Origin of the sequence: Streptomyces sp. NPDC086777, assembly GCF_040702065.1 — a bacterium.
Lineage (GTDB): Bacteria > Actinomycetota > Actinomycetes > Streptomycetales > Streptomycetaceae > Streptomyces.
In genome coordinates this window covers 257-19,656 of the sequence record NZ_JBFBJI010000077.1, presented here as the reverse complement: position 1 = coordinate 19,656, position 19,400 = coordinate 257, and the positions used below count along the sequence as shown (strand labels likewise).

The 19,400-nt window shown below is 73.0% G+C and carries 16 protein-coding genes; 5 read left to right on the top strand and 11 right to left on the bottom strand.

Features of this window, described 5'->3' with window-relative positions:
- Together AB0472_RS45450 and AB0472_RS45445 are read left to right on the top strand one after the other, a co-directional pair.
- A partial coding sequence (locus AB0472_RS45450; RefSeq protein WP_366365529.1) for a GTP-binding protein occupies nt 1–853 on the top strand: 853 nt, incomplete at its 5' end.
- A gap of 242 nt (nt 854–1,095) precedes the next feature.
- Nucleotides 1,096–1,545 (top strand): ATP-binding protein, encoded by a 450-nt coding sequence (locus AB0472_RS45445; RefSeq protein ID WP_366365527.1) that lies wholly within the window; start codon nt 1,096–1,098, stop codon nt 1,543–1,545.
- Here the strand turns inward: AB0472_RS45445 and AB0472_RS45440 are convergent.
- From AB0472_RS45440 to AB0472_RS45430, 3 genes are all read right to left on the bottom strand, one after another.
- A complete protein-coding gene (locus AB0472_RS45440) occupies nt 1,505–2,941 on the bottom strand; it encodes an amino acid permease (protein ID WP_366365525.1) in 1,437 nt (478 codons plus the stop codon). The two genes, AB0472_RS45445 and AB0472_RS45440, sit on opposite strands and share 41 nt — an antisense overlap.
- 116 nt (nt 2,942–3,057) lie before the next feature.
- Nucleotides 3,058–4,065 carry an ornithine carbamoyltransferase gene (gene argF, locus AB0472_RS45435; RefSeq protein WP_366365524.1) on the bottom strand — a complete coding sequence of 336 codons (1,008 nt, stop codon included), beginning with the start codon at nt 4,063–4,065 and terminating at the stop codon, nt 3,058–3,060.
- A 141-nt stretch (nt 4,066–4,206) separates the two neighbouring features.
- Nucleotides 4,207–5,430 carry an arginine deiminase gene (locus tag AB0472_RS45430; RefSeq protein ID WP_366365522.1) on the bottom strand — a complete coding sequence of 408 codons (1,224 nt, stop codon included), beginning with the start codon at nt 5,428–5,430 and terminating at the stop codon, nt 4,207–4,209.
- Nucleotides 5,431–5,558: 128 nt separating this feature from the next.
- Between AB0472_RS45430 and AB0472_RS45425 the strand changes: the two genes are divergently transcribed.
- Nucleotides 5,559–6,692: an SPFH domain-containing protein gene (locus AB0472_RS45425; protein WP_366365521.1), complete on the top strand. Its 1,134-nt coding sequence runs from the start codon at nt 5,559–5,561 to the stop codon at nt 6,690–6,692.
- On the top strand, nt 6,689–7,588 hold the full coding sequence (locus AB0472_RS45420; RefSeq protein WP_366365520.1) for a hypothetical protein: 900 nt from the start codon (nt 6,689–6,691) through the stop codon (nt 7,586–7,588). Before AB0472_RS45425 ends, AB0472_RS45420 begins: the two co-directional genes overlap by 4 nt.
- 20 nt (nt 7,589–7,608) lie before the next feature.
- Here AB0472_RS45420 and AB0472_RS45415 read toward each other — a convergent pair whose 3' ends face one another.
- From AB0472_RS45415 to AB0472_RS45380, 8 genes are all read right to left on the bottom strand, one after another.
- Nucleotides 7,609–10,155 carry a polynucleotide kinase-phosphatase gene (locus AB0472_RS45415; protein WP_366365518.1) on the bottom strand — a complete coding sequence of 849 codons (2,547 nt, stop codon included), beginning with the start codon at nt 10,153–10,155 and terminating at the stop codon, nt 7,609–7,611.
- Nucleotides 10,152–11,630, bottom strand: coding sequence for a 3' terminal RNA ribose 2'-O-methyltransferase Hen1 (locus AB0472_RS45410; protein WP_366365516.1), 1,479 nt, complete (start codon nt 11,628–11,630; stop codon nt 10,152–10,154). The genes AB0472_RS45415 and AB0472_RS45410 overlap by 4 nt, the downstream gene beginning before the upstream one ends.
- Nucleotides 11,631–11,858: 228 nt before the next feature.
- Nucleotides 11,859–12,785 (bottom strand): DUF4232 domain-containing protein, encoded by a 927-nt coding sequence (locus AB0472_RS45405; RefSeq protein WP_366365514.1) that lies wholly within the window; start codon nt 12,783–12,785, stop codon nt 11,859–11,861.
- A 99-nt stretch (nt 12,786–12,884) separates the two neighbouring features.
- On the bottom strand, nt 12,885–13,808 hold the full coding sequence (locus AB0472_RS45400) for an LLM class F420-dependent oxidoreductase (RefSeq protein WP_366365512.1): 924 nt from the start codon (nt 13,806–13,808) through the stop codon (nt 12,885–12,887).
- Nucleotides 13,809–14,297: 489 nt separating this feature from the next.
- Nucleotides 14,298–14,756 (bottom strand): DUF6099 family protein, encoded by a 459-nt coding sequence (locus AB0472_RS45395; RefSeq protein ID WP_351501272.1) that lies wholly within the window; start codon nt 14,754–14,756, stop codon nt 14,298–14,300.
- A 195-nt stretch (nt 14,757–14,951) separates the two neighbouring features.
- A complete protein-coding gene (locus AB0472_RS45390; RefSeq protein WP_366365510.1) occupies nt 14,952–15,281 on the bottom strand; it encodes a nucleotide pyrophosphohydrolase in 330 nt (109 codons plus the stop codon).
- Nucleotides 15,278–16,600 carry an ATP-binding protein gene (locus AB0472_RS45385; RefSeq protein WP_366365508.1) on the bottom strand — a complete coding sequence of 441 codons (1,323 nt, stop codon included), beginning with the start codon at nt 16,598–16,600 and terminating at the stop codon, nt 15,278–15,280. The genes AB0472_RS45390 and AB0472_RS45385 overlap by 4 nt, the downstream gene beginning before the upstream one ends.
- A 117-nt stretch (nt 16,601–16,717) precedes the next feature.
- The gene (locus AB0472_RS45380) at nt 16,718–17,107 is read right to left on the bottom strand and encodes a cell division protein SepF (protein WP_366365507.1); all 390 of its coding nucleotides are present in this window, start codon (nt 17,105–17,107) and stop codon (nt 16,718–16,720) included.
- 291 nt (nt 17,108–17,398) lie between these two features.
- Between AB0472_RS45380 and AB0472_RS45375 the strand changes: the two genes are divergently transcribed.
- The gene (locus AB0472_RS45375) at nt 17,399–19,114 is read left to right on the top strand and encodes a hypothetical protein (RefSeq protein WP_366365505.1); all 1,716 of its coding nucleotides are present in this window, start codon (nt 17,399–17,401) and stop codon (nt 19,112–19,114) included.
- The last annotated feature ends 286 nt before the right edge of the window (nt 19,115–19,400 follow it).

The following is a 19,400-nucleotide window of genomic DNA, read 5'->3' as shown; positions in this document are numbered from 1 at the left end:
CAACGGGGTCGTCGAGCAGACCCGCCGACACGCCGCGATCGCCGCCCTGCTACGCGTCCCGCACGTCGTCCTCGCCGTCAACAAGATGGACCTGGCCGACTACGAGCGGGCCGCGTTCGAGCGGATCGTCGCCGACTTCACCGCCCAGACCGCCGAGCTGGGGCTTCCCGAGGTCACGGCGATCCCGGTCTCGGCACTGGTGGGTGACAACGTCGTCGACCGTTCCGCGCACATGGACTGGTACGACGGCCCCGCGCTCCTGGAGTTCCTGGAGACCGTCCCGGTGGCCGCGGACGCCGCCGACGCCCCGGCCCGCTTCCCGGTCCAGTACGTCATCCGGCACGGTGGCGTCCGTCACTACGCGGGCCAGCTGGTCTCAGGCTCGCTGCGGGTCGGCGACCGGGTCACCGTGCACCCGTCCGGCGAGACCTCCGAGATCGCGGGGATCGACGTCCTCGGTACCGAGACGGACGCGGCCCACGCCCCGCAGTCCGTCGGGGTACGCCTGGCCGACCAGCGGGACGTCTCCCGCGGTGACATGATCACCGCGGGTCCGGAGGCGCCGGTGCTCACCCAGAACGTGACCGCGGCCGTGTGCCACCTGGCCGACCGGCCGCTCCGGGTCGGCGACCGGGTGCTGCTCAAGCACGCCACCCGGACCGTCAAGGCGATCGTCCGGGACCTTGGGGGCGCGGCCGAGCTGACCGCCAACGACCTGGGCCGGATCACCCTGCGCAGCGCCGAGCCGCTGCCGCTGGACGCCTACGCGGTCTCCCGCCGTACCGGCGCGTTCATCCTGATCGCCCCGGCGGACGGCGCCACGCTGACCGCCGGGATGGTCGACTTCGACTGAGCCGTCCCACCGCTTGAGAGCCCCCGGTTTCCGGGGGCTCTTTTCGTGTGTCGGCGTCACAAGGTCACGGCGCGTCAATAAGGCGGTAACAGCCGGGCCCGATGTGCGCGACGGGCCCACGGGCGGGGTAAGCCACCCGTTACCGGGACGAAGGTCCCGTCAGGGGGGCGCCGACGGCGTCCGGGACGGGGCCCGTACCATTCCTACAGTTGAAAGCAGGACAAGCAGTGATCGCCTGCGCCATGAACGGAATCGCCGTGTACGAACCACCTTCCGCCGCCTCCTGGCGAATCGCGCTGCCGCACACCGTCGCGGCCGTGCCGGTCGCCCGTGCCCTGGTGCGCTCGGCGATGGAGGAGGCGGAGCACGCGCCCGACGCCGACACCGCGGAACTGCTCACGGCGGAACTGGTCGCCAACGCCGTGGAGCACACCGCCGGCAAGGGGCCCATAGAGCTGGTCGTCGAGCTGGTGGCGGAGGGCTGCAGGGTCGAGGTGCACGACCCGGACCCGGCGCCGCCCGGCCATCTGACCCGTCCGGTGATCGAGGAGCCCGACCCCATGCAGGAGGGCGGGCGCGGCCTGCTGCTGATCCGCGCCCTGAGCTCGTCCTGCGGGCACCGCCCCACCGAGTCCGGCAAGGCGGTGTGGTTCAGGCTTCCTGCAGTACCGCGTCAGTGGCGTCCGGCGTAGCCACCGCGACGGCGGCCAGCCTGGAGTTCCGGCGCCCGTAGCCGACGTAGACCAGCAGGCCCACGGCCAGGAAGACGGCGAACTGGATCCAGGTCGTCCACCCGGTCTCGTACATCAGGTAGAGGCAGAAGCCGACGCCCAGCAGCGGGGCGACCGGGTAGAGCGGCACCCGGAAGGTGCGGGCGAGGGCCGGTTCGCGGCGGCGCAGGGCGATGACCGCGATGTTCACCACGGCCATGATCGCGAGGGTGCCGATGGTGCACAGGTTCATCACCGCGTCCAGCGAGGCGAAGGCCGCCGGGAGCGCGAAGACGGCCGCGACGATCAGGGTGCCGGCGACCGGGGTGGCGGTCTTCGGGGAGACCTTCTCGAAGACGCGCGGGATCAGGCCGTCCCGGGACATGGACATGAGGATGCGGGTCTGGCCGTACATCACCGCGAGGACGACGGAGGCGATGGCGACGACCGCGCCGAAGGCGATCACGCCGCCGCCGACCGTGGAGCCGGTGACCTGGTTGACGACGTAGGAGAGGGCGGCGGGGCGGCCGGCGACCTGGTCGCCGCCGATGGCGCCGATGGCGGCCAGCGCGACCGCGCAGTACAGCAGGGTGACCACGCCCATGCAGACGAGGATGGCGACCGGGATGTCCCGGCGCGGGTTCTTGGCCTCCTCGCCGGCCGTGGTGATCGCGTCGAAGCCGATGTACGAGAAGAACGCGGCGGTGGTGCCCGCGCCGATGCCGCCGAGGCCCGCCGGGGAAAACGGCACGAGGTTGCCGTCCTTGAAGGCGCTGAAGCCGATCGCGCAGAACGCGAGCAGGACGACCAGCTTCACGGCGGCCATCGCGGCGGTGGCCCGGGCGCTCTCCCGCACCCCGCGCACCAGCAGGACGGCGGCCATCGCGATCACGAGCACGGCGGGGAGGTTCACGATCCCGCCGTCACCGGGACCCGCGGACAGGGCGTGCGGGAGCTGCAGGCCGGTGAGGCTGTGCAGCAGCTCGTTGACGTACTGGCTCCAGCCGACCGCGACGGCCGAGATCGAGATGCCGTACTCCAGGAGCAGGCACCAGCCGACCAGGAACGCGGTGGACTCGCCGAGTCCGGCGTAGGCGAAGGAGTACGACGATCCGGAGACCGGGATCGCGCCACCCAGCTCGGCGAAGGAGAGGGCGGTGAAGACGCAGGTGACCGCGGCGAGCACGAAGGAGACGACGACGGCCGGGCCGGCCTGGGCGACCGAGTCGGAGAGGCCGACGAAGATGCCGGTGCCGACGATCGCGCCGATGCCGAAGCAGATCAGCTGGAACAGGCCCATGGTGCGGCGGAGGCCGTGACCCTCCCGGTCGGCGCCGGATTCGGCCACCAGGAGGTGCGGGGACTTGATGCGGGACATGCGGGTGGTGCTCGTTTCTGGTGGTGCGGGTGCGATCCGGGGTCGGTCGCGGCGGCGGCTCCGGCGTGGGGTGGTGCCGGGCCGCCGCACAGCATAGAGGCAGGGAACGGCGCTGGTCAGGCGAGTGTGGCCACCAGCACGGCCTTGATGGTGTGCATCCGGTTCTCGGCCTCGTCGAAGACGACCGAGTGCTCGGACTCGAACACCTCGTCGGTGACTTCCAGTTCGGTCAGCCCGTGCCGCTCGTGGATCTCCCGGCCGACGACCGTGCCGAGGTCGTGGAAGGCGGGCAGGCAGTGCAGGAACTTGACGTCGGCGTTGCCGGTGGCGCGCAGCACGTCCATGGTGACCGCGTACGGCCCGAGCAGCGCGATGCGCTCGTCCCAGACCTCCTTGGGCTCGCCCATCGACACCCAGACGTCGGTGGCGACGAAGTCGGCGTCGCGCACTCCGTCCTTCACGTTCTCGGTGAGCGTGATCCGGGCGCCGGACGCGCCGGCGAGCTGCTGGGCCAGCTCGACGATGGTGTCGTCCGGCCACAGCACCCGGGGCGCGACGATCCGGACGTCCATGCCGAGCAGGGCGCCGGTGACGAGGTAGGAGTTGCCCATGTTGTAGCGGGCGTCACCGAGGTAGGCGAAGGCGATCGCGGTGAGCGGCTTGTCGCTGTGCTCGGTCATGGTGAGCACGTCGGCGAGCATCTGGGTGGGGTGCCACTCGTCGGTGAGGCCGTTGTAGACGGGCACCCCGGCGAACGCGGCCAGCTCCTCGACGACGCCCTGGCCGTGCCCGCGGTACTCGATCGCGTCGTACATCCGGCCGAGGACCCGGGCGGTGTCCTTCACCGACTCCTTGTGCCCGAGCTGCGATCCGGCGGGGTCGAGGTAGGTGGTGGCGGCGCCCTGGTCGGCGGCGGCGACCTCGAAGGCGCAGCGGGTACGGGTGGAGGTCTTGGCGAAGACCAGCGCGATGTTCTTCCCGCGGAGGTACTGCGTCTCGGTCCCGGCCCTCTTGGCCGCCTTCAGTTCGGCGGCCAGCTCGACCAGCCCGCGGAACTCCTCCTGGGTGAAGTCCAGCTCCTTGAGGAAGTGGCGGCCGGCGAGGGCGGTCGGGACAGTCGCCATGGGGGCGCTCCAGCGGTCGGGTCGGCTTCGGGACATTGGAAGTCTATACGATGTCCCACATTTCTATACAGGCACCGTCGAGTCGGCACTCACCCCCGTGACATCTCGTGACCACTGACAACAGCCGAAGCGCGGCGCCGCTCACACGGCGTCCCGTTCCACCGGGCAGCTCATGCACCGCGGCCCGCCCCTTCCCCGCCCCAGTTCGCTGCCCGGGATCTCGATCACCTCGATGCCCTGCTTGCGCAGGTGGGTATTGGTGGTGGAGTTGCGTTCGTAGGCGACGACGACACCGGGTTCGACGGCGAGGACGTTGCAGCCGTCGTCCCACTGTTCGCGTTCGGCCGCGTGCACGTCCTGGGTGGCGGTCAGCACCCGGATCTCGCTGAGGCCGAGCGCGGCGGCGATCGCCCGGTGCATGTGCTCCGGCGGGTGGTCGGTGACCTTGAGCTCCTTCTCGCCGGCACCCGGTTCGATGGTGTACGAGCGGAGCATGCCGAGCCCGGCGTACTGGGTGAAGGTGTCGCCGTCGACCATGGTCATCACGGTGTCGAGGTGCATGAAGGCGCGCCGCTTCGGCATGTCCAGGGCGACGATGGTCTGCGCCGAACCGGCCGCGAACAGCTTGTGCGCGAGCATCTCGACGGCCTGCGGGGTGGTGCGCTCGCTCATGCCGATCAGGACCGCGCCGTTGCCGATCACCAGGACGTCGCCGCCCTCGATGGTGGAGGGGTAGGCGGCCTGCCCCTCCGACCAGACGTGGAACCTCTCGCCACGGAAGAGCGGGTGGTGCCGGTAGATCGCCTCGAAGTGCACGGTCTCGCGCTGCCGGGCCGGCCAGCGCATGGCGTTGATGGAGACGCCGTCGTAGACCCAGGCGGAGGTGTCGCGGGTGAAGAGGTGGTTGGGGAGCGGTTCGAGGAGGAAGTCGTCCAGGTCCATGGCGTGGAAGCGGACCGAGGTCGGCTCCTGGTGGGCGGCCAGGAACTCCCGCTTGGTCATTCCGCCGACCAGCGCCTCGGCCAGCTCGGCCGCCGGCAGTTCCCCGAAGGCGGCGCGCAGGTGGTCGGTGGCGAGCGGGCCGTACTCCTTCTCGTCGAAGACCCGGTCCAGGACGAGGCTGCGGGCGGCCTCGATCGCGAGCGCCTCCTCGAGCAGGTCACCGAAGAGATGGACGGCGACCCCGCGGTCGCGCAGCACGTCGGCGAAGCCGTCGTGCTCGGCGCGGGCCCGGCGCACCCAGAGGACGTCGTCGAAGAGGAGGGCGTCCTTGTTGCTCGGGGTGAGCCTTTTGAGCTCCAGATCCGGCCGGTGGAGTATGACGCGGCGCAGCCGCCCGGCCTCGGAGTCGACGTGGAATCCCATGCCTCCATCCTGACCATCGGTGACCGCGTTCACCCCACCCCTCGACCGATTCTTGTTCTCGTCCTCTTGACGACAAACAGCCCCGAGATTATGGTCATCATGACTCTTAAAGCGAGGGGGCGGAACCGATGGCCGACATCACCCGGCGCCTGGGCTGGCGCCATCTGCGCGGCACGCCGACGGCGCACGTCAGACACCACCGGGGCGAGCAGCTGCTGCACGACGGGCCGGGGCTCAGCTTCTGGTTCCGCGCGCTCACCGCGGCGATCTCCGAGGTCCCGGTCGACGACCGTGAGCTGGCGATGACCTTCCACGCCCGTACGGCCGACTTCCAGGACGTGGCGGTCCAGGCGACCGTCACCTACCGCGTCGGCGACCCGGCCGTCGCGGCCGCCCGACTCGACTTCTCCATCGACCCGGACACCGGGATCTGGCGCGGCACCCCGCTCGAACAGCTCGGCACCCTCCTCACGGAGACGGCCCAGCAGCACGCGCTGGACGCGCTGGCCCGCACCCCGCTGGCGGAGGCGCTGGTCGACGGGGTGGCCGTGGTCCGGGAGCGGATCGCGGCCGGCCTGGCGGCGGAACCGCGACTGCCCGCCACCGGCATCGAGGTGGTGGCCGTCCGCGTGATGGCGCTGCGGCCCGAGCCCGAGGTGGAGCGGGCCCTGCGCACCCCGGCCCGCGAGCAGATACAGCAGGAGGCCGACCGGGCGACGTACGAGCGGCGCGCGGTGGCCGTCGAGCGGGAGCGGGCGATCGCCGAGAACGAACTGGCGAGCCAGATCGAACTGGCCCGCCGCGAGGAACAGCTCGTCGAACAGCGGGGCACCAACGCCCGGCGCGAGGCGGAGGAGAACGCGGCGGCCGACGCGGTCCTCGCGGACGCCGAGGCGACCCGGACGGTGAAGCTGGCGGAGGCGGAGGCGGCCAGATCCGTGAAGCTGGGGGACGCCGAGGCGGCGCGCACGGTACGGCTGGCGGAGGCCGAGGCGTCCCGGTCCGTGAAGCTGGGCGAGGCGGAGGCGGCCCGGGCCGTCACGCTGGCACGGGCCGAGGCCGCGGGGGCACGGGAGGTCGGCGAGGCGCGGGCCGCGGCACAGGCGGCCTGGCTGCGGGTGCACGGCGAGGCGGACGTGGCCACGCTGCACGCCCTCACCGGTGCCCGGCTCGCCGAGAACCTGCCGCGCATCGACAGCGTGACCGTGTCGCCGGACGTGCTGACCGGGCTGCTCGCCAGGCTGGGCGGGGAGCGGGAATGAGTCTCGCGCCGCGGGCCGTGCTCGTGCACCGGACCACGGAGTACGAGGAACTGGTGGCCCGGCACGGCACGCACGGCCAGGCCGCCTTCTTCCTCGCCTCCCGCGGCCGGGACATGGCCGAGGTCGCCGAACGCCACCGGCGTACCCGGCGGGCGCTCGCCGAGGTGACGTCGGCGGTGCCGCTGGCCTGGCGCCAGGCCCGGGTCGAGCGGGCCGACCTGGACCGCTTCCTGTTCGCGCCCGAGGACGTGGTCGTGGTGGTCGGGCAGGACGGGCTGGTGGCGAACGTGGCCAAGTACCTGGACGGCCAGCCCGTGATCGGCATCGACACCGACCCCGGCCGCAACCCCGGGGTCCTGGTACGGCACCGGCCCGAGCAGGCGGCCGTGCTGCTGGCCTCGGTCACCGCCACGGCCACGGGTGCCGACGAGCTGACGATGGTCGAGGCGGTCGCCGACGACACGCAGCGGCTCGTGGCGCTCAACGAGATCTACCTCGGTACCGCCGGTCACCAGACCGCCCGATACCGCCTGGGCCTGGAGGGCGACGGGGGTGTCGTCGAGGCCCAGGCCTCCTCCGGGGTGCTGGTGGGCACCGGCACGGGGGCCACCGGCTGGCTGCGCTCGGTGTGGCAGGAGCGTGGCGCCCGGCTGCCGTTGCCCGCCCCCACGGAGGACCGCCTCCTCTGGTTCGTCCGGGAGGCCTGGCCGTCGCCGGCGACCGGCACGTCCCTGGTCGCCGGCGAGCTGGCGGCCTCGGCCGCCCTGACCCTCACGGTCGAGTCGGACCGCCTGATCGCCTTCGGCGACGGCATCGAGACCGACGCCCTGGAGCTGACCTGGGGGCAGACGGTCCGGGTGGGGGCGTGCGCGCGGCGGCTCCGGCTGGTCGGCTGACCGGCCGGAGCCGCCGCGGGTCACAACCGCGGGTCGACCGGCTCCGACTCCAGGGCCAGCACCCCGAAGACCGCCTCGTGCACGCGCCACAGCGGCTCGCCGTCCGCGAGGCGGTCCAGGGCCTCCAGACCGAGGGCGTACTCGCGGATCGCCAGGGACCGCTTGTGGTTGAGGAAACGGCCGCGCAGCCGGGTGAGGTTGTCGGGGCGGGTGTACTCGGGCCCGTAGATGATCCGCAGATACTCCCGGCCACGGCACTTGATGCCGGGCTGGACGAGGCGGCCCTGCGGGTCGCGGACCACCGCACCGGCCGGCTTGACGACCATGCCCTCGCCGCCCCGGCCGGTCATCTCCAGCCACCAGTCGACGCCCGCCCTGACCGACTCCGGGTCGCCGGTGTCGACGTGCAGGCGCCGGGTGGTCTGCAGCAGGCCGGTGGGGTCGTGCTCCACCAGCCGGTCCAGGAAGGCGAGTTGCTCGTCGTGCGGAAGCGCGGCGAGGCTGCGGCCCTGGACCGCGAGGATCTGGAAGGGGGCGAGGCGCACCCCGTCCAGGCCCTCGGTGGTCCAGCAGTAGCGGCGGTAGGCGTCGGTGAACGCGGCCGCGTCGGCGGCGCGTGCACGCTGCCGGGTCAGCAGGTCGGTCACCGCCACGCTCCGGGCCGCCGCCCGCTCCAGGGCGGCCAGCGCACCCGGGAAGACCGCGCCGGAGGCGGCACCGACGGCCGCGTACTGGGTGCGCAGCAGGCCGGAGGCCTTGAGCGACCAGGGCAGCAGTTCGGCGTCCAACAGCAGCCAGTCGGTGGCGAGCTCGTCCCAGAGGCCGGCCGCGTCGACCGAGGCGCGGATGCGGCCGAGGATCTCCTCGGTCACCGACTCGTCGGCGAAGAACGGGCGTCCGGTGCGGGTGTAAAGGGAGCCGGTCGGGCCGGGGGCGGCACCGAAGCGCTTGTGCGCGGCCTCCGCGTCCCGGCACACCAGCGCCACCGCCCGCGAGCCCATGTGCTTCTCCTCGCACACCACCCGGGCGACCCCGTCCGCCGCGTACTGGGCGAAGGCCTCCGCCGGGTGCTCCAGGTAGCCCTCGACGTGACTCGTCGCCGTCGGCGCCATGGTCGGTGGCAGGTACGGCAGCAGGCGCGGGTCGATCGCGAAGCGGCTCATCACCTCCAGGGCGGCCGCCGCGTTCTCCTCGCGGACCGCGATCCGGCCCTGGTGGCGTGTCTCGACGACGCGGCGCCCCTGGACGTCCGCCAGGTCCAGCGGGCGTCCGTCCTGGCCGCCGGGCGCCTCGGTGAGCAGCGGGCGGGCCGGTTCGTACCAGACCCGCTCGGCCGGTACGTCGACCAGCTCCCGCTCCGGCCAGCGCAGCGCGGTCAGCTTGCCGCCGAAGACGGCGCCGGTGTCCAGGCAGATCGTGTTGTTGAGCCAGCCGGCCTCCGGGACCGGGGTGTGGCCGTAGACCACGGCCGCGCGGCCCCGGTAGTCCTCGGCCCACGGGTAGCGCACGGGCAGGCCGAACTCGTCGGTCTCGCCGGTGGTGTCGCCGTACAGGGCGTGCGAGCGGACCCGGCCGGAGGTGCGGCCGTGGTACTTCTCGGGCAGCCCGGCGTGGCAGACGACCAGCTTCCCGCCGTCGAGGACGTAGTGGCTGACCAGGCCGTCGATGAACTCCCGTACCTGGGCCCGGAACTCCTCGCTCTCGCCGGCCATCTGCTCGATGGTCTCGGCGAGTCCGTGGGTGTGCTGGACCTTGCGGCCCTTGAGGTGGCGGCCGTACTTGTTCTCGTGGTTGCCGGGCACGCACAGGGCGTTGCCCGACCCGACCATCGACATCACCCGGCGCAGTACGCCCGGGCTGTCCGGGCCGCGGTCGACGAGGTCGCCGACGAAGACGGCCGTGCGGCCCTCCGGGTGCACGCCGTCCCGGTAGCCCAGCTTGGCGAGCAGGGACTCCAGTTCGCCCGCACAGCCGTGGATGTCGCCGACGATGTCGAAGGGGCCGGTGAGGTGGGTCAGGTCGTTGAACCGCTTCTCGGTGACGACGGTCGCCGACTCGATCTCCTCGACACCGCGCAGGACGTGCACCTTGCGGAAGCCCTCGCGCTCCAGGTGGCGCAGGGAGCGGCGGAGTTCGCGGATGTGGCGCTGGACGACCCGGCGGGGCATGTCGGCCCGGTCGGAGCGGGCGCTGTTGCGTTCGGCGCACACCTCCTCGGGCACGTCGAGGACGATGGCGACGGGCAGCACGTCGTACCGCTTCGCCAGGTCGACCAGCCGGCTCCGGGACTCCTGCTGGACGCTGGTCGCGTCGACGACCGTGCGGCGGCCGGCGGCGAGCCGCTTGCCGGCGATGTAGTGGAGGACGTCGAAGGCGTCCTTGGTGGCGCCCTGGTCGTTCTCGTCGTCGGAGACCAGGCCCCGGCAGAAGTCGGAGGAGATGATCTCGGTCGGCTTGAAGTGGCGGCGGGCGAAGGTGGACTTGCCGGAGCCGGAGGCGCCGACGAGGACGACCAGGGAGAGGTCGGTGACGGGGAGGACCCGTCCGGTGCGCGGTGTCCCGGTCATGACGCCTTCGCCTCCTTCGCGACGCCTGCGGTGGCTGTGCTCATTTCGAAGACGGCCATCTGGGTGGGTGGCCCGACCTCGGGGTCGTCCGGGCCCACGGGGGTGAACTCGACCTCGTAGCCGTGGAGTTCGGCGACCCGGCGGGCCCAGGCGCGGAACTCCTCGCGGGTCCACTCGAAGCGGTGGTCGCCGTGCCGGGTGTGGCCGGCGGGGAGGGTCTCCCAGCGGACGTTGTACTCGACGTTCGGGGTGGTGACGAGGACCGTGCGCGGGCGGGCGGCGCCGAACACGGCGTACTCCAGGGCGGGCAGCCGGGGCAGGTCGAGGTGTTCGATCACCTCGCTGAGCACGGCGGCGTCGTACCCCTTCAGCCGCTTGTCGGTGTAGGCCAGCGAGCCCTGGAAGAGCGTGACGCGGGCGGCCTGCCGCTCCCCCATGCGGTCCAGCTTGAGCCGCCGGGAGGCGATGGTGAGCGCCCGCATCGACACGTCGACGCCGACGATGTCGGTGAAGGACGGGTCCCTCAGCAGCGCCTGCACCAACTGGCCCTGGCCGCAGCCGAGGTCGAGGACCCGCGCGGCACCGGAGCGCCGGAGCGCGTCGACGATCGCCTCCCGCCGCTGCACGGCGAGCGGGGTCGGCCTCTCCTCGGTCTCGGTCTCCTCCTCGACGGCGTTGTCGATCTCCTCGACCTCGCTGTCGTCGGTCTCGGCGAGCCGGACCAGCTCCAGCCGTTCCATCGCCTGCCGGGTCAGCGACCAGCGGCGGGAGAGATAGCGGCTGGTGATGAGCTTCTGCTCGGGGTGGCCGGACAGCCAGCCCTCGCCCGCGCGCAGCAGCTTGTCGACCTCCTCGGAGGAGACCCAGTAGTGCTTGGCGTCGTCGAGGACGGGGAGCAGGACATAGAGGTGGCGCAGCGCCTCGGAGAGGGTCAGCGCCTCGGACTCCAGGACCAGGCCGACGTAGCGCGACGCGCCCCACTCCGGGAACTCGGCGTCCAGGGCGACCGGTTCGGCGGTCACCGTCCAGCCGAGCGGCTCGAAGAGGTGCCGTACCAGGTCGGGGCCGCCGCGGGCGGGCAGCGCGGGCACCTCGATCCGCAACGGCCTCGGCTGCGCCGGGGCGTCGGGGCGGGCCTTGCAGACGCCGCGCACCGCGCTGGCGAAGACGTTGCCGATCGCCACGGCGAGCAGTGAGGAGGCCGCGTACGGGCGGTCGTTGACGTACTGCGCGAGCGCCGCGTCGGGTGCACCGCCGCGTCCCTTGCCCTTGCCGCGCCGAACCAGCGCCACCGCGTCCACTTCCAGGAGCAGCGCCGCCGTGCAGCGTCCGGCATCCGCCTCGGGGTAGAAGACGTGCGCGACGCCGTGCGAGGTGGTGAAGGACTGCGCGTTGTCGGGGTGCTTGTGCAACAGGAACCCGAGGTCGGTCGCGGGACGTTCGGGGGTGCCTGTGGTGGTGATCGTCAGGAACACGGTGGGTCGCCTCGAAAAGGATCAGGAAAGGGCGCGAACGCGCTGGTCGCGCGCTTGTTCGCAGTGCCAACGTAGCCGGGGACGCGGGGCGGCCGCGCGGATTTTCTGCAGCGCCCCCGAAGGGGCGCTGGGGTACCCCCGGCCGAAGGCCGGGGGAGGAACTGCGCGACCAGCCACAACGGCGGCGCGGACGAACGACAACGCATCTCGGCTCTTCGAGCGGAACGCTCAGCGGTCGGCCCGTTTCCAGGCTCCGACTCCCAGCTTGCCCGTGGTCCCGAGATCCAGCCGCGGCGTGACCGTCACGGGTGCGGCGCCCGGTTTCGCCAGGACCCGCACGTAGGGCACGTTCACGGCGGTGCCCGCCAGGGTGGTGTTGCGCCAGACCAGGCCGGAGAGGGCGGCTTCGCCCGGCTCGAGGACAAGCGGGCTCGGCGGACCGTCGAAGCCGGTGCCCATGGCGACGGCGTCGCCACCGTGCAGGACGCGGATGCCGTCGACGGGCTCGCGGTCGTCGTCCAGCAGGCTCAGCTCCGGGTAGCCGTCGAGCGTGTAGTCGCGCTTTCCGCAGTTCTCCAGGTGGAGTCCGACGACCCGCAGCCCCATCGCGGCGTCGCCGTCGTCGGCCCACAGCCGCACACCGGAAGCGGGGCAGGCGCCCGCCTCGGACGGGGCCTCGTCGGCGGGGACCTTGGTGACCTCGGCCACCTTCACCCGGGTCACCGGGGAGGCGCCGGCGACGAGCACGCCCAACTCGACCGTGCCGGCGGTGCTGTGGCCCGGCCGGACCCCGGGCACGGTCACCTTCCTGTCGGCCATGACCGCGCCGGTGTCCGTCGTGAAGTCGAAGCGCACGGTGTAGGTCATGGCCTCGTCGCCGTCGTTGCTGACCTGGTAGGCGGCGGAGATGCCGGAGTCGCCGGGCAGCCGCTCCGCGTGCACCGGGCCCGGGGAGGCGGACGGGGTCGGGGAGGCGGAGGGGATGGTGACCGAGGTGATCCGGACGCCGTCCACCGGGGGGTCGGTGACGGTGGCGCGGGGCGCCGGGGCGGCCGCGCCCGCCCCGCCTGCGGTGTCCGGGTGCTCCGTGCCGCAGGCCGTGGCCAGGACCAGGACGGCGGCGGGGACGAGGAGCCGGGGGCGGGGTGTGCGCATCCGGCCACCTCATCAGGGCGGACGCCGGACGACTGTGACGGAAGCCATAGCTCCGGTCACAGCCCTGTCACAGCCCGCCGGATGCGCGGTCCCGGGCGCCTACGACAGCTGCGACTGGACCTGGGCGGAGATCAGCTCCAGGTGGTCGAGGTCGGAGAGGTCGAGGATCTGGAGGTAGAAGCGGCCGGAGCCGATCTCGGCGTAGCGGCCGATCTTCTCGACGACCTCGGCGGGGGTGCCGGCCAGGCCGTTCTCCTTCAGTTCGGCGACCTCGCGGCCGATCGCGGCGGCACGGCGGGCGACCTCCTGGTCGTCCTTGCCGACGCAGACGACGAGGGCGTTGGAGTACGTCAGCTCGTCCGCCCCGCGCCCTGCCGCCTCGACGGCGGCCCGCACCCGGCCGAACTGCCGCTCGCTGTCCTCGACCGAGGCGAACGGCATGTTGAACTCGTCGGCGTACTGCGCGGTCAGCTTCGGCGTGCGGGTGGCGCCGTGGCCGCCGATCAGCACCGGGATCCGCGCCTGGGCGGGCTTGGGCAGCGCCGGCGAGCCGGTGAGGTCGTAGTACGTGCCGTGGAAGTCGAAGGTGTCGCCGAGCTTGGTCCCCCAGAGCCCGGTGACGATCGCCAGCTGCTCCTCCAGACGGCCGAACTTCTCCTTCGGGAAGGGGATGCCGTACGCCTTGTGCTCCTCCTCGAACCAGCCCGCGCCGAGACCGAGTTCGACCCGGCCGCCGGACATCTGGTCGACCTGGGCGACCTGGATGGCGAGCACACCGGGCAGCCGGAAGGTTCCTGCGGTCATCAGGGTGCCGAGGCGGATCCGCTTCGTCTCTCGGGCGAGTCCGGCGAGGGTGATCCAGGCGTCGGTGGGGCCGGGCAGGCCGTCCACGTCACCCATCTTCAGATAGTGGTCGGAGCGGAAGAAGGCGTCGAAACCGAGGTCCTCGGTGGCCTTGGCGACGGTGAGGAGGGTGTCGTAGCTCGCGCCCTGCTGGGGCTCGGTGAAGATACGAAGGTCCATGCACCCATCCTGCACGGCCGCCGCCCCGTCGACCTCATCGGCACCGCCCGTCAGGGGCGTCCACCCCCCGGGTGAACGTCGTCAACGGCCGGCCCGCGGGGCGGGGACCGGCCTCCACGGTGATCGTTGGCCGGGGGGAGCCGGGCCGTCCGGCACCCGCGCCGGACGGCCGCCGTCGCGCGCGTCGTTCGTGGCTGCCGCCGACGGCGGGCCGGAGGCCGAGGAGGCCGTCCTGTACGAAGGCCCTGGGGCTGTCGGCCAAGGTGACCGGGGGCCGGTGCGCCGGTCGGGTGCGGGCCGATGCGGGCCGGTCGCGCCCACGCGACGGAGCCGCATGTCGATACGGCCCCGCACCCCTGAAGGGGCGGTCACGTGTTCTCAGGGGTGCTGGGGGTACCTCCGGCCCAAGGCTGGGGGAGGAACTGCGCGACCGGCCACGACGGCGCCGCGGACGGCGGACGGCGGATCCCGGCTCTTCGAGCGGAACGTTCAACCGTCGCGGACCTCCTCCCGGGCCGCCAGCTTGCGGAGCATCTCCAGGACCCGGTCCCGGGACTCGTCGGCCGCGTCGATGGCTTCCATGCACTGCCAGTACGTCGCCTCGTCGGCCGCGGCGCTGGCCATGCCGACCAGTGCGATGCCGGCCTCGGCGAGGAGGCCGCCGAGGCTCAGCAGGGTCTGGCGGGCGTCGTCCAGTTCGGTGAGCTGGGCGGCGCGCAGGGTGCCGGGGTCCAGGTCGGGGGTGCCCAGCACGCCGCAGCCGCGGCCCGCCAGCTCGGTCAGGCCGAGGGCCTCGCCGCGCAGCTCGGGCGGGCCGGAGACGGCCAGCCGGCTGCCGATCGCCTGGGCCAGGGCCTGGGCCTGCCACACCTCGGTCATCATCTCCGGAACGCCCGCGCCGTGCGCCAGCGCCTGTCTGCTCGCCACGATGAGCCGCATCGCGTCCATCCGTCGCCCCGTCCCCGTCGGTCCGAACTGCCTTGCCGCACTCAGTAGTTCACTACCCAGAGTGAGGGTTCCCGAGACGTGGAGCCAGAGGAAGACGGAAATCTATGGACAACAATTCGGATTCGGGCGGGATGACGGCTACTGAGCGTCAAAACGGAGTGTGGGACTCCTCGCCCCGGGGCGCCTGAAGAGTCGTCAGACGGGTGGGAAACGCCGCTCGTTGCGGTCGATCTTCGCGGCCAGCGCCGCCAACGGGTCGACGTCCAGGACGTCGCAGAGCTGGAGGAGATAGGCGAGCACGTCGGCGACCTCGTCCTCGACCCGGTGCGCGGTGCCGGGGTCGGCCATCACGCGCGACGACTCCTCCGGGGTCAGCCACTGGAAGATCTCGACCAGTTCGGAAGCCTCCACGCTGAGGGCGGAGGCCAGGTTCTTGGGGGTGTGGTACTGCCGCCAGTCGCGGGCGGCGGCGAACTCGGCCAGCCGGCGCTGGAGTCCCGCCACGTCGAGGGGTTCGTCGGTCACGTGTCCAGGTGTACCACCGTGATCGCCGCCGCCCCGGCCCAGGACGCGTCGCTCACCGCGCCGACCAGCCGGATGTGGCCGCGCTCGCCCATCTGGACGGCCGTACGCAGGAGTTCGGCGCGCTGGGCCGGGTCCAGGCCGCGGTCGAAGCCGTCGGCGAGGACGGTGAGGCCGCGCATGGCGTCGGGGACCTCACCCGGTGCGTCGACCGCCAGGACGCCGGGGCCGGTGAAGAGGACCAGGGCGAGGGCGAGGTAGCGCAGTTCGCCGTCGCCGAGCCGGTCCAGTTCGGTGCGCCGGCCGTCGCCGCGGTCGAGGAGCGCCCGCACCGTGCCGTCGCCGAGGGGTTCGGCGAGCAGGTCGACGACGGGGCCGGCGCAGCCGGTGCGTACGGCGTCGACCAGCAGACCGTGCCGGCGGCCGCATTCGGTGCGGGTGCGCCACAGGACGTCGGCGAGGTTGTCGCAGCCGCGCAGCAGCCGGCCGGAGCCGGTGCGGACGGGGGCGCGCATGCCGTCGGGGCGCGGGTCGCAGGGGAAAACCGACCGCAGGGCGACGACCATCTGCTCGGCGGCGGCGAGGACCCGCCGTTGCCCGTCCGTCTTCCCGGCGACGCGCAGCGGCAGCAGCGCGGTACCGAGGCGGTCGTCGGGGAGCGGGGCCCGGGTCACCGGTGCGGAGCCCGCGGTGTGCCAGGCGGCCTGCACGGCCGGGCGGCTCGGGTCGCGCAGCGCGGTCTCCAGGAGCACGAGGCCGCCCGCGGTCAGGCGTTCGCCGACGATGCGCAGTTCGGGCTCGGCCTGGACCGCGAGGTCGAGCCGCACCGGTCCCTCGGTGCCCTCGGCCGTACAGCCGATGCGGAAGCCCCGGCGCCGCTGCGTGTCCGGCCGGGCCCCCTCCGGGACCAGCGCACTCGGGTCCGGGAAGACCTCCGCGAGCGCCGCGCCGCCCCCGAGCCGGGCGAGCGCCTCGTAGGCGGCGAGCGCCGTGCTCTTCCCGCTCCCGCTGGGCCCGGCGAACAGGGTGACCTGCCCGACGGGAAAGGCCGCACCGCGGTGCCGGGCGAAGGCGGAGAGCCGGAGTTCGGTGACGCGGGGGCGCGGGTCACGGCGGGGGGCGGTGGCGGGCCCCGGGCGGGCGGCGGACGCCGCGGCCGGTGATGCTTCCCGGCGGCCCGAGCGGGCGCGCGGGACGGTCTCCGACGGCACCCGGCCCTCGGACGACGGCGACGGGGCCGGCGACGGGGCCGGCGTGTCACCCGGAGCGGAACGGGCGGCAGGAGAGGGGCGGGACGCGGGCGAGGCGGAGGGCACGGCCATATGCGGACCGTAGGCCTCCGGCCGTCCGGTGAACCGTTCCGCCCGTCGGCCCTTCCTTCGATCGGGGGACGGCCCTCCCGTTCGCCGGACCGGTCCGGCCGCCCGGGCGGCCGGGCGTCAGCCTTCGGAGACCCCCGCCCCCTCCATCAGCCCGCCGACCTCCGTGCCGGGCGGGGTGAGGAGGAAGACATTGCGGTCGACCCGGTGCATTCCGCTGGCCAGGCCGAAGACCACGCCCGTGCTGAAGTCGAGGACGCGCTTGGCGACCTCCGTCTCGGCGCCGGTGAGATCGAGCAGGACCGGTATCCCGGCCATCAGCGTCTCGGCGACGTCACGCGCGTCGGCGAAGACGTTGACGCGCAGGACGACGAAACGGCGGCGCGTCTCGGTCTCCGCGTCCGGCAGCGCCCGGTGGCCCACCGCCGACGGCCAGGCGTCGCGGCCGCGCAGCGGCACCACCTGGGCGAGCCCCTCCCACTGTTCATCGGTGACGTCGTAACGGCTCACCGGCTCCCCCCGACCTGACTCGCACTCGATGCCTGCACCAGCCAATTCTTACGCCAAGTCACCCGTTCAGCCCAACAGCGACACGAAGCGCGAGCGTTTCCGGGCACCCGGGAGGGAAGAAGTGATCTTGTCACTATTCAGGCGATTGCCGCGCATTGGGGGCCTCTTACCGCCCTCACACCGGACTCTTCTCCTCCTGTGGCGCCCCGCTCACCGCCCGCGATTACCGTCCGTTCCGTGCACTTGGCAGAAACACAACAGGTGACACCCGACCGGCGGACACAGTCGGCGGTGTCCGCCGCTCCGGGCGATGCCGGAGCCCCCGCCCCCTGGCACCGCGTGCTGACCCTCCTCGCCGACATCGGCCTGTTCATCGGCACCCGGTCGGTGTGGACACAGGCGGTGACCCATCACGAGGTCCTGGCCGCCCTGATCTCCCTCTGCTACGTCTCGATCCTGGTGACCGGGGTGCTCACGCTGACCGTCCGCAGCACCCGGTCGCTGGCCCGCCTCGACCTGGTGGTCCTGGTCACGGCGGTGACGCTGGCGCTGTGCGCCTGGGTGCTGAACCACAACGGGGGCGACGAGGGCGTCCTCACCACCCAGGCCGCCAGGGAACTCGTCGCCGGCCACCCGGTGTACGGACAGCCCTGGCCCTGGCTGTTCGGCGGCAAGGGGGTCGCCCTCACGCCGACGATAGGCGGGAGTTACGACTACACGTACGGCTATCCCCCGCTGGCCCCGCTGCTGACCGTCCCGTTCCTGTGGCTCGGCCACCACGGCGCCCCCGCGACGGCGATGTGCGCGGGTGCCCTGATCACCGGGACGGTCGTGCTGTGGCGGATGCTCCCGGTGCCGTGGCGCTCGGCGGCGACGCTGTCCTGTCTGGGCTTCGGCTTCCTGTCGACGTACGCCCGGGTCGGCTACCCGGCGGTCGCCGCCCTGGCGCTGCTGATGCCGGTGGTGGTGCGCTGGCCGCGGATCGGGCGGGGCGGCCGGCTGGGCGCGGCCGGGATCGCGCGGGCCGCGTGCCTGGGGGCCGCCTGCGCGACGCAGCAACTGCCGTGGTTCGTCACGCCGTTCCTGCTGGCCGGCGTCTACGCGGTACGGCGCGGGGAACTGGGCGGCCGGGCCGCCGCGCTGGTGGTGCTGCGGGTCACCGGGGTGGCCGCCACCGTGTGGCTGCTGATCAACACGTACTTCATCGTGTCCGAGCCCGGCCGCTGGCTGCGCGGGATCGCGCTGCCGCTCACCCAGGGTGCGGTGGTGCACGGCCAGGGCCTGGTGGACATCACGCTGTACTTCACGAACGGCAGCGACCGCATCGACTGGTACTCGCACGCGAGCATGCTCCTCGCGGCGGCGCTGCTGGCCCTGTTCGTGCTCTTCGTACGGCGTCTGGGCCCGGCGGCGACCGTGCTGCCGTGGCTCGCCTTCTTCCTGGCGACCCGCTCCCAGGACGGCTACTACCTGCTGATGACCCCGCTGTGGCTGGCGGCGGCCGTCACCGCCCCGCTCTCGGAGTTCGAGCACGCCTGGCAGCCGCGCCCGGCCCTGCTGACCGGCCCCCGCCGCCGCCGCGCCCTGGTCGTGACGGTCGCCCTGCTGCTCGCCCCGGCGCTGGTGAGCGCGGTGCTCGCGGTGTCCGGGCGGCCGCCGCTGCGGATGGAGATCACCGGTCTGCGGCGCGCCACGCACCAGGCCGCGGTGGTCAGGGCGATGACGCTCAAGGTGGTCAACACGGGGAGCGTCCCGCTCACCCCGCACTACACGCTCACCACCGGTCAGGGCATGAGCAAGTACTGGCTGCTGGTGCGGGGGCCGGCGACGATCCCCGGACACGGCACGGCGAGTGTCGAGCTCAGGCCGTCGAACGGCCGGTTCGGCATCCCGGTCAAGCCGAGCACCCGGATCCGGCTGCGCGCCTTCACCGCGGACCCGCAGACGCTGTCCAGCCGCGACGTACGGATCACCCGAACGCCAGACGCTCCGCCGGCCTCGCCGTGATCTCTCGACCGCGGCCCCGTCGTGGCTCCTCGCGCCGTTCCCCGCGCCCCTGTCGGGGCGCTGCCCAACCCGGGGTGACACCGAAACCGCTCGGACCGGGCAGGGCGGACGATCCGTCGTCTGCCGACCGCGGCCCCGTCGTGGCTCCTCGCGCCGTTCCCCGCGCCCCTGTCGGGGCGCCGGCCCACCGCGGGTGACACCGAAACCGCTCGGACCGGGCAGGGCGGACGATCCGTCGTCTGCCGACCGCGGCCCCGTCGTGGCTCCTCGCGCCGTTCCCCGCGCC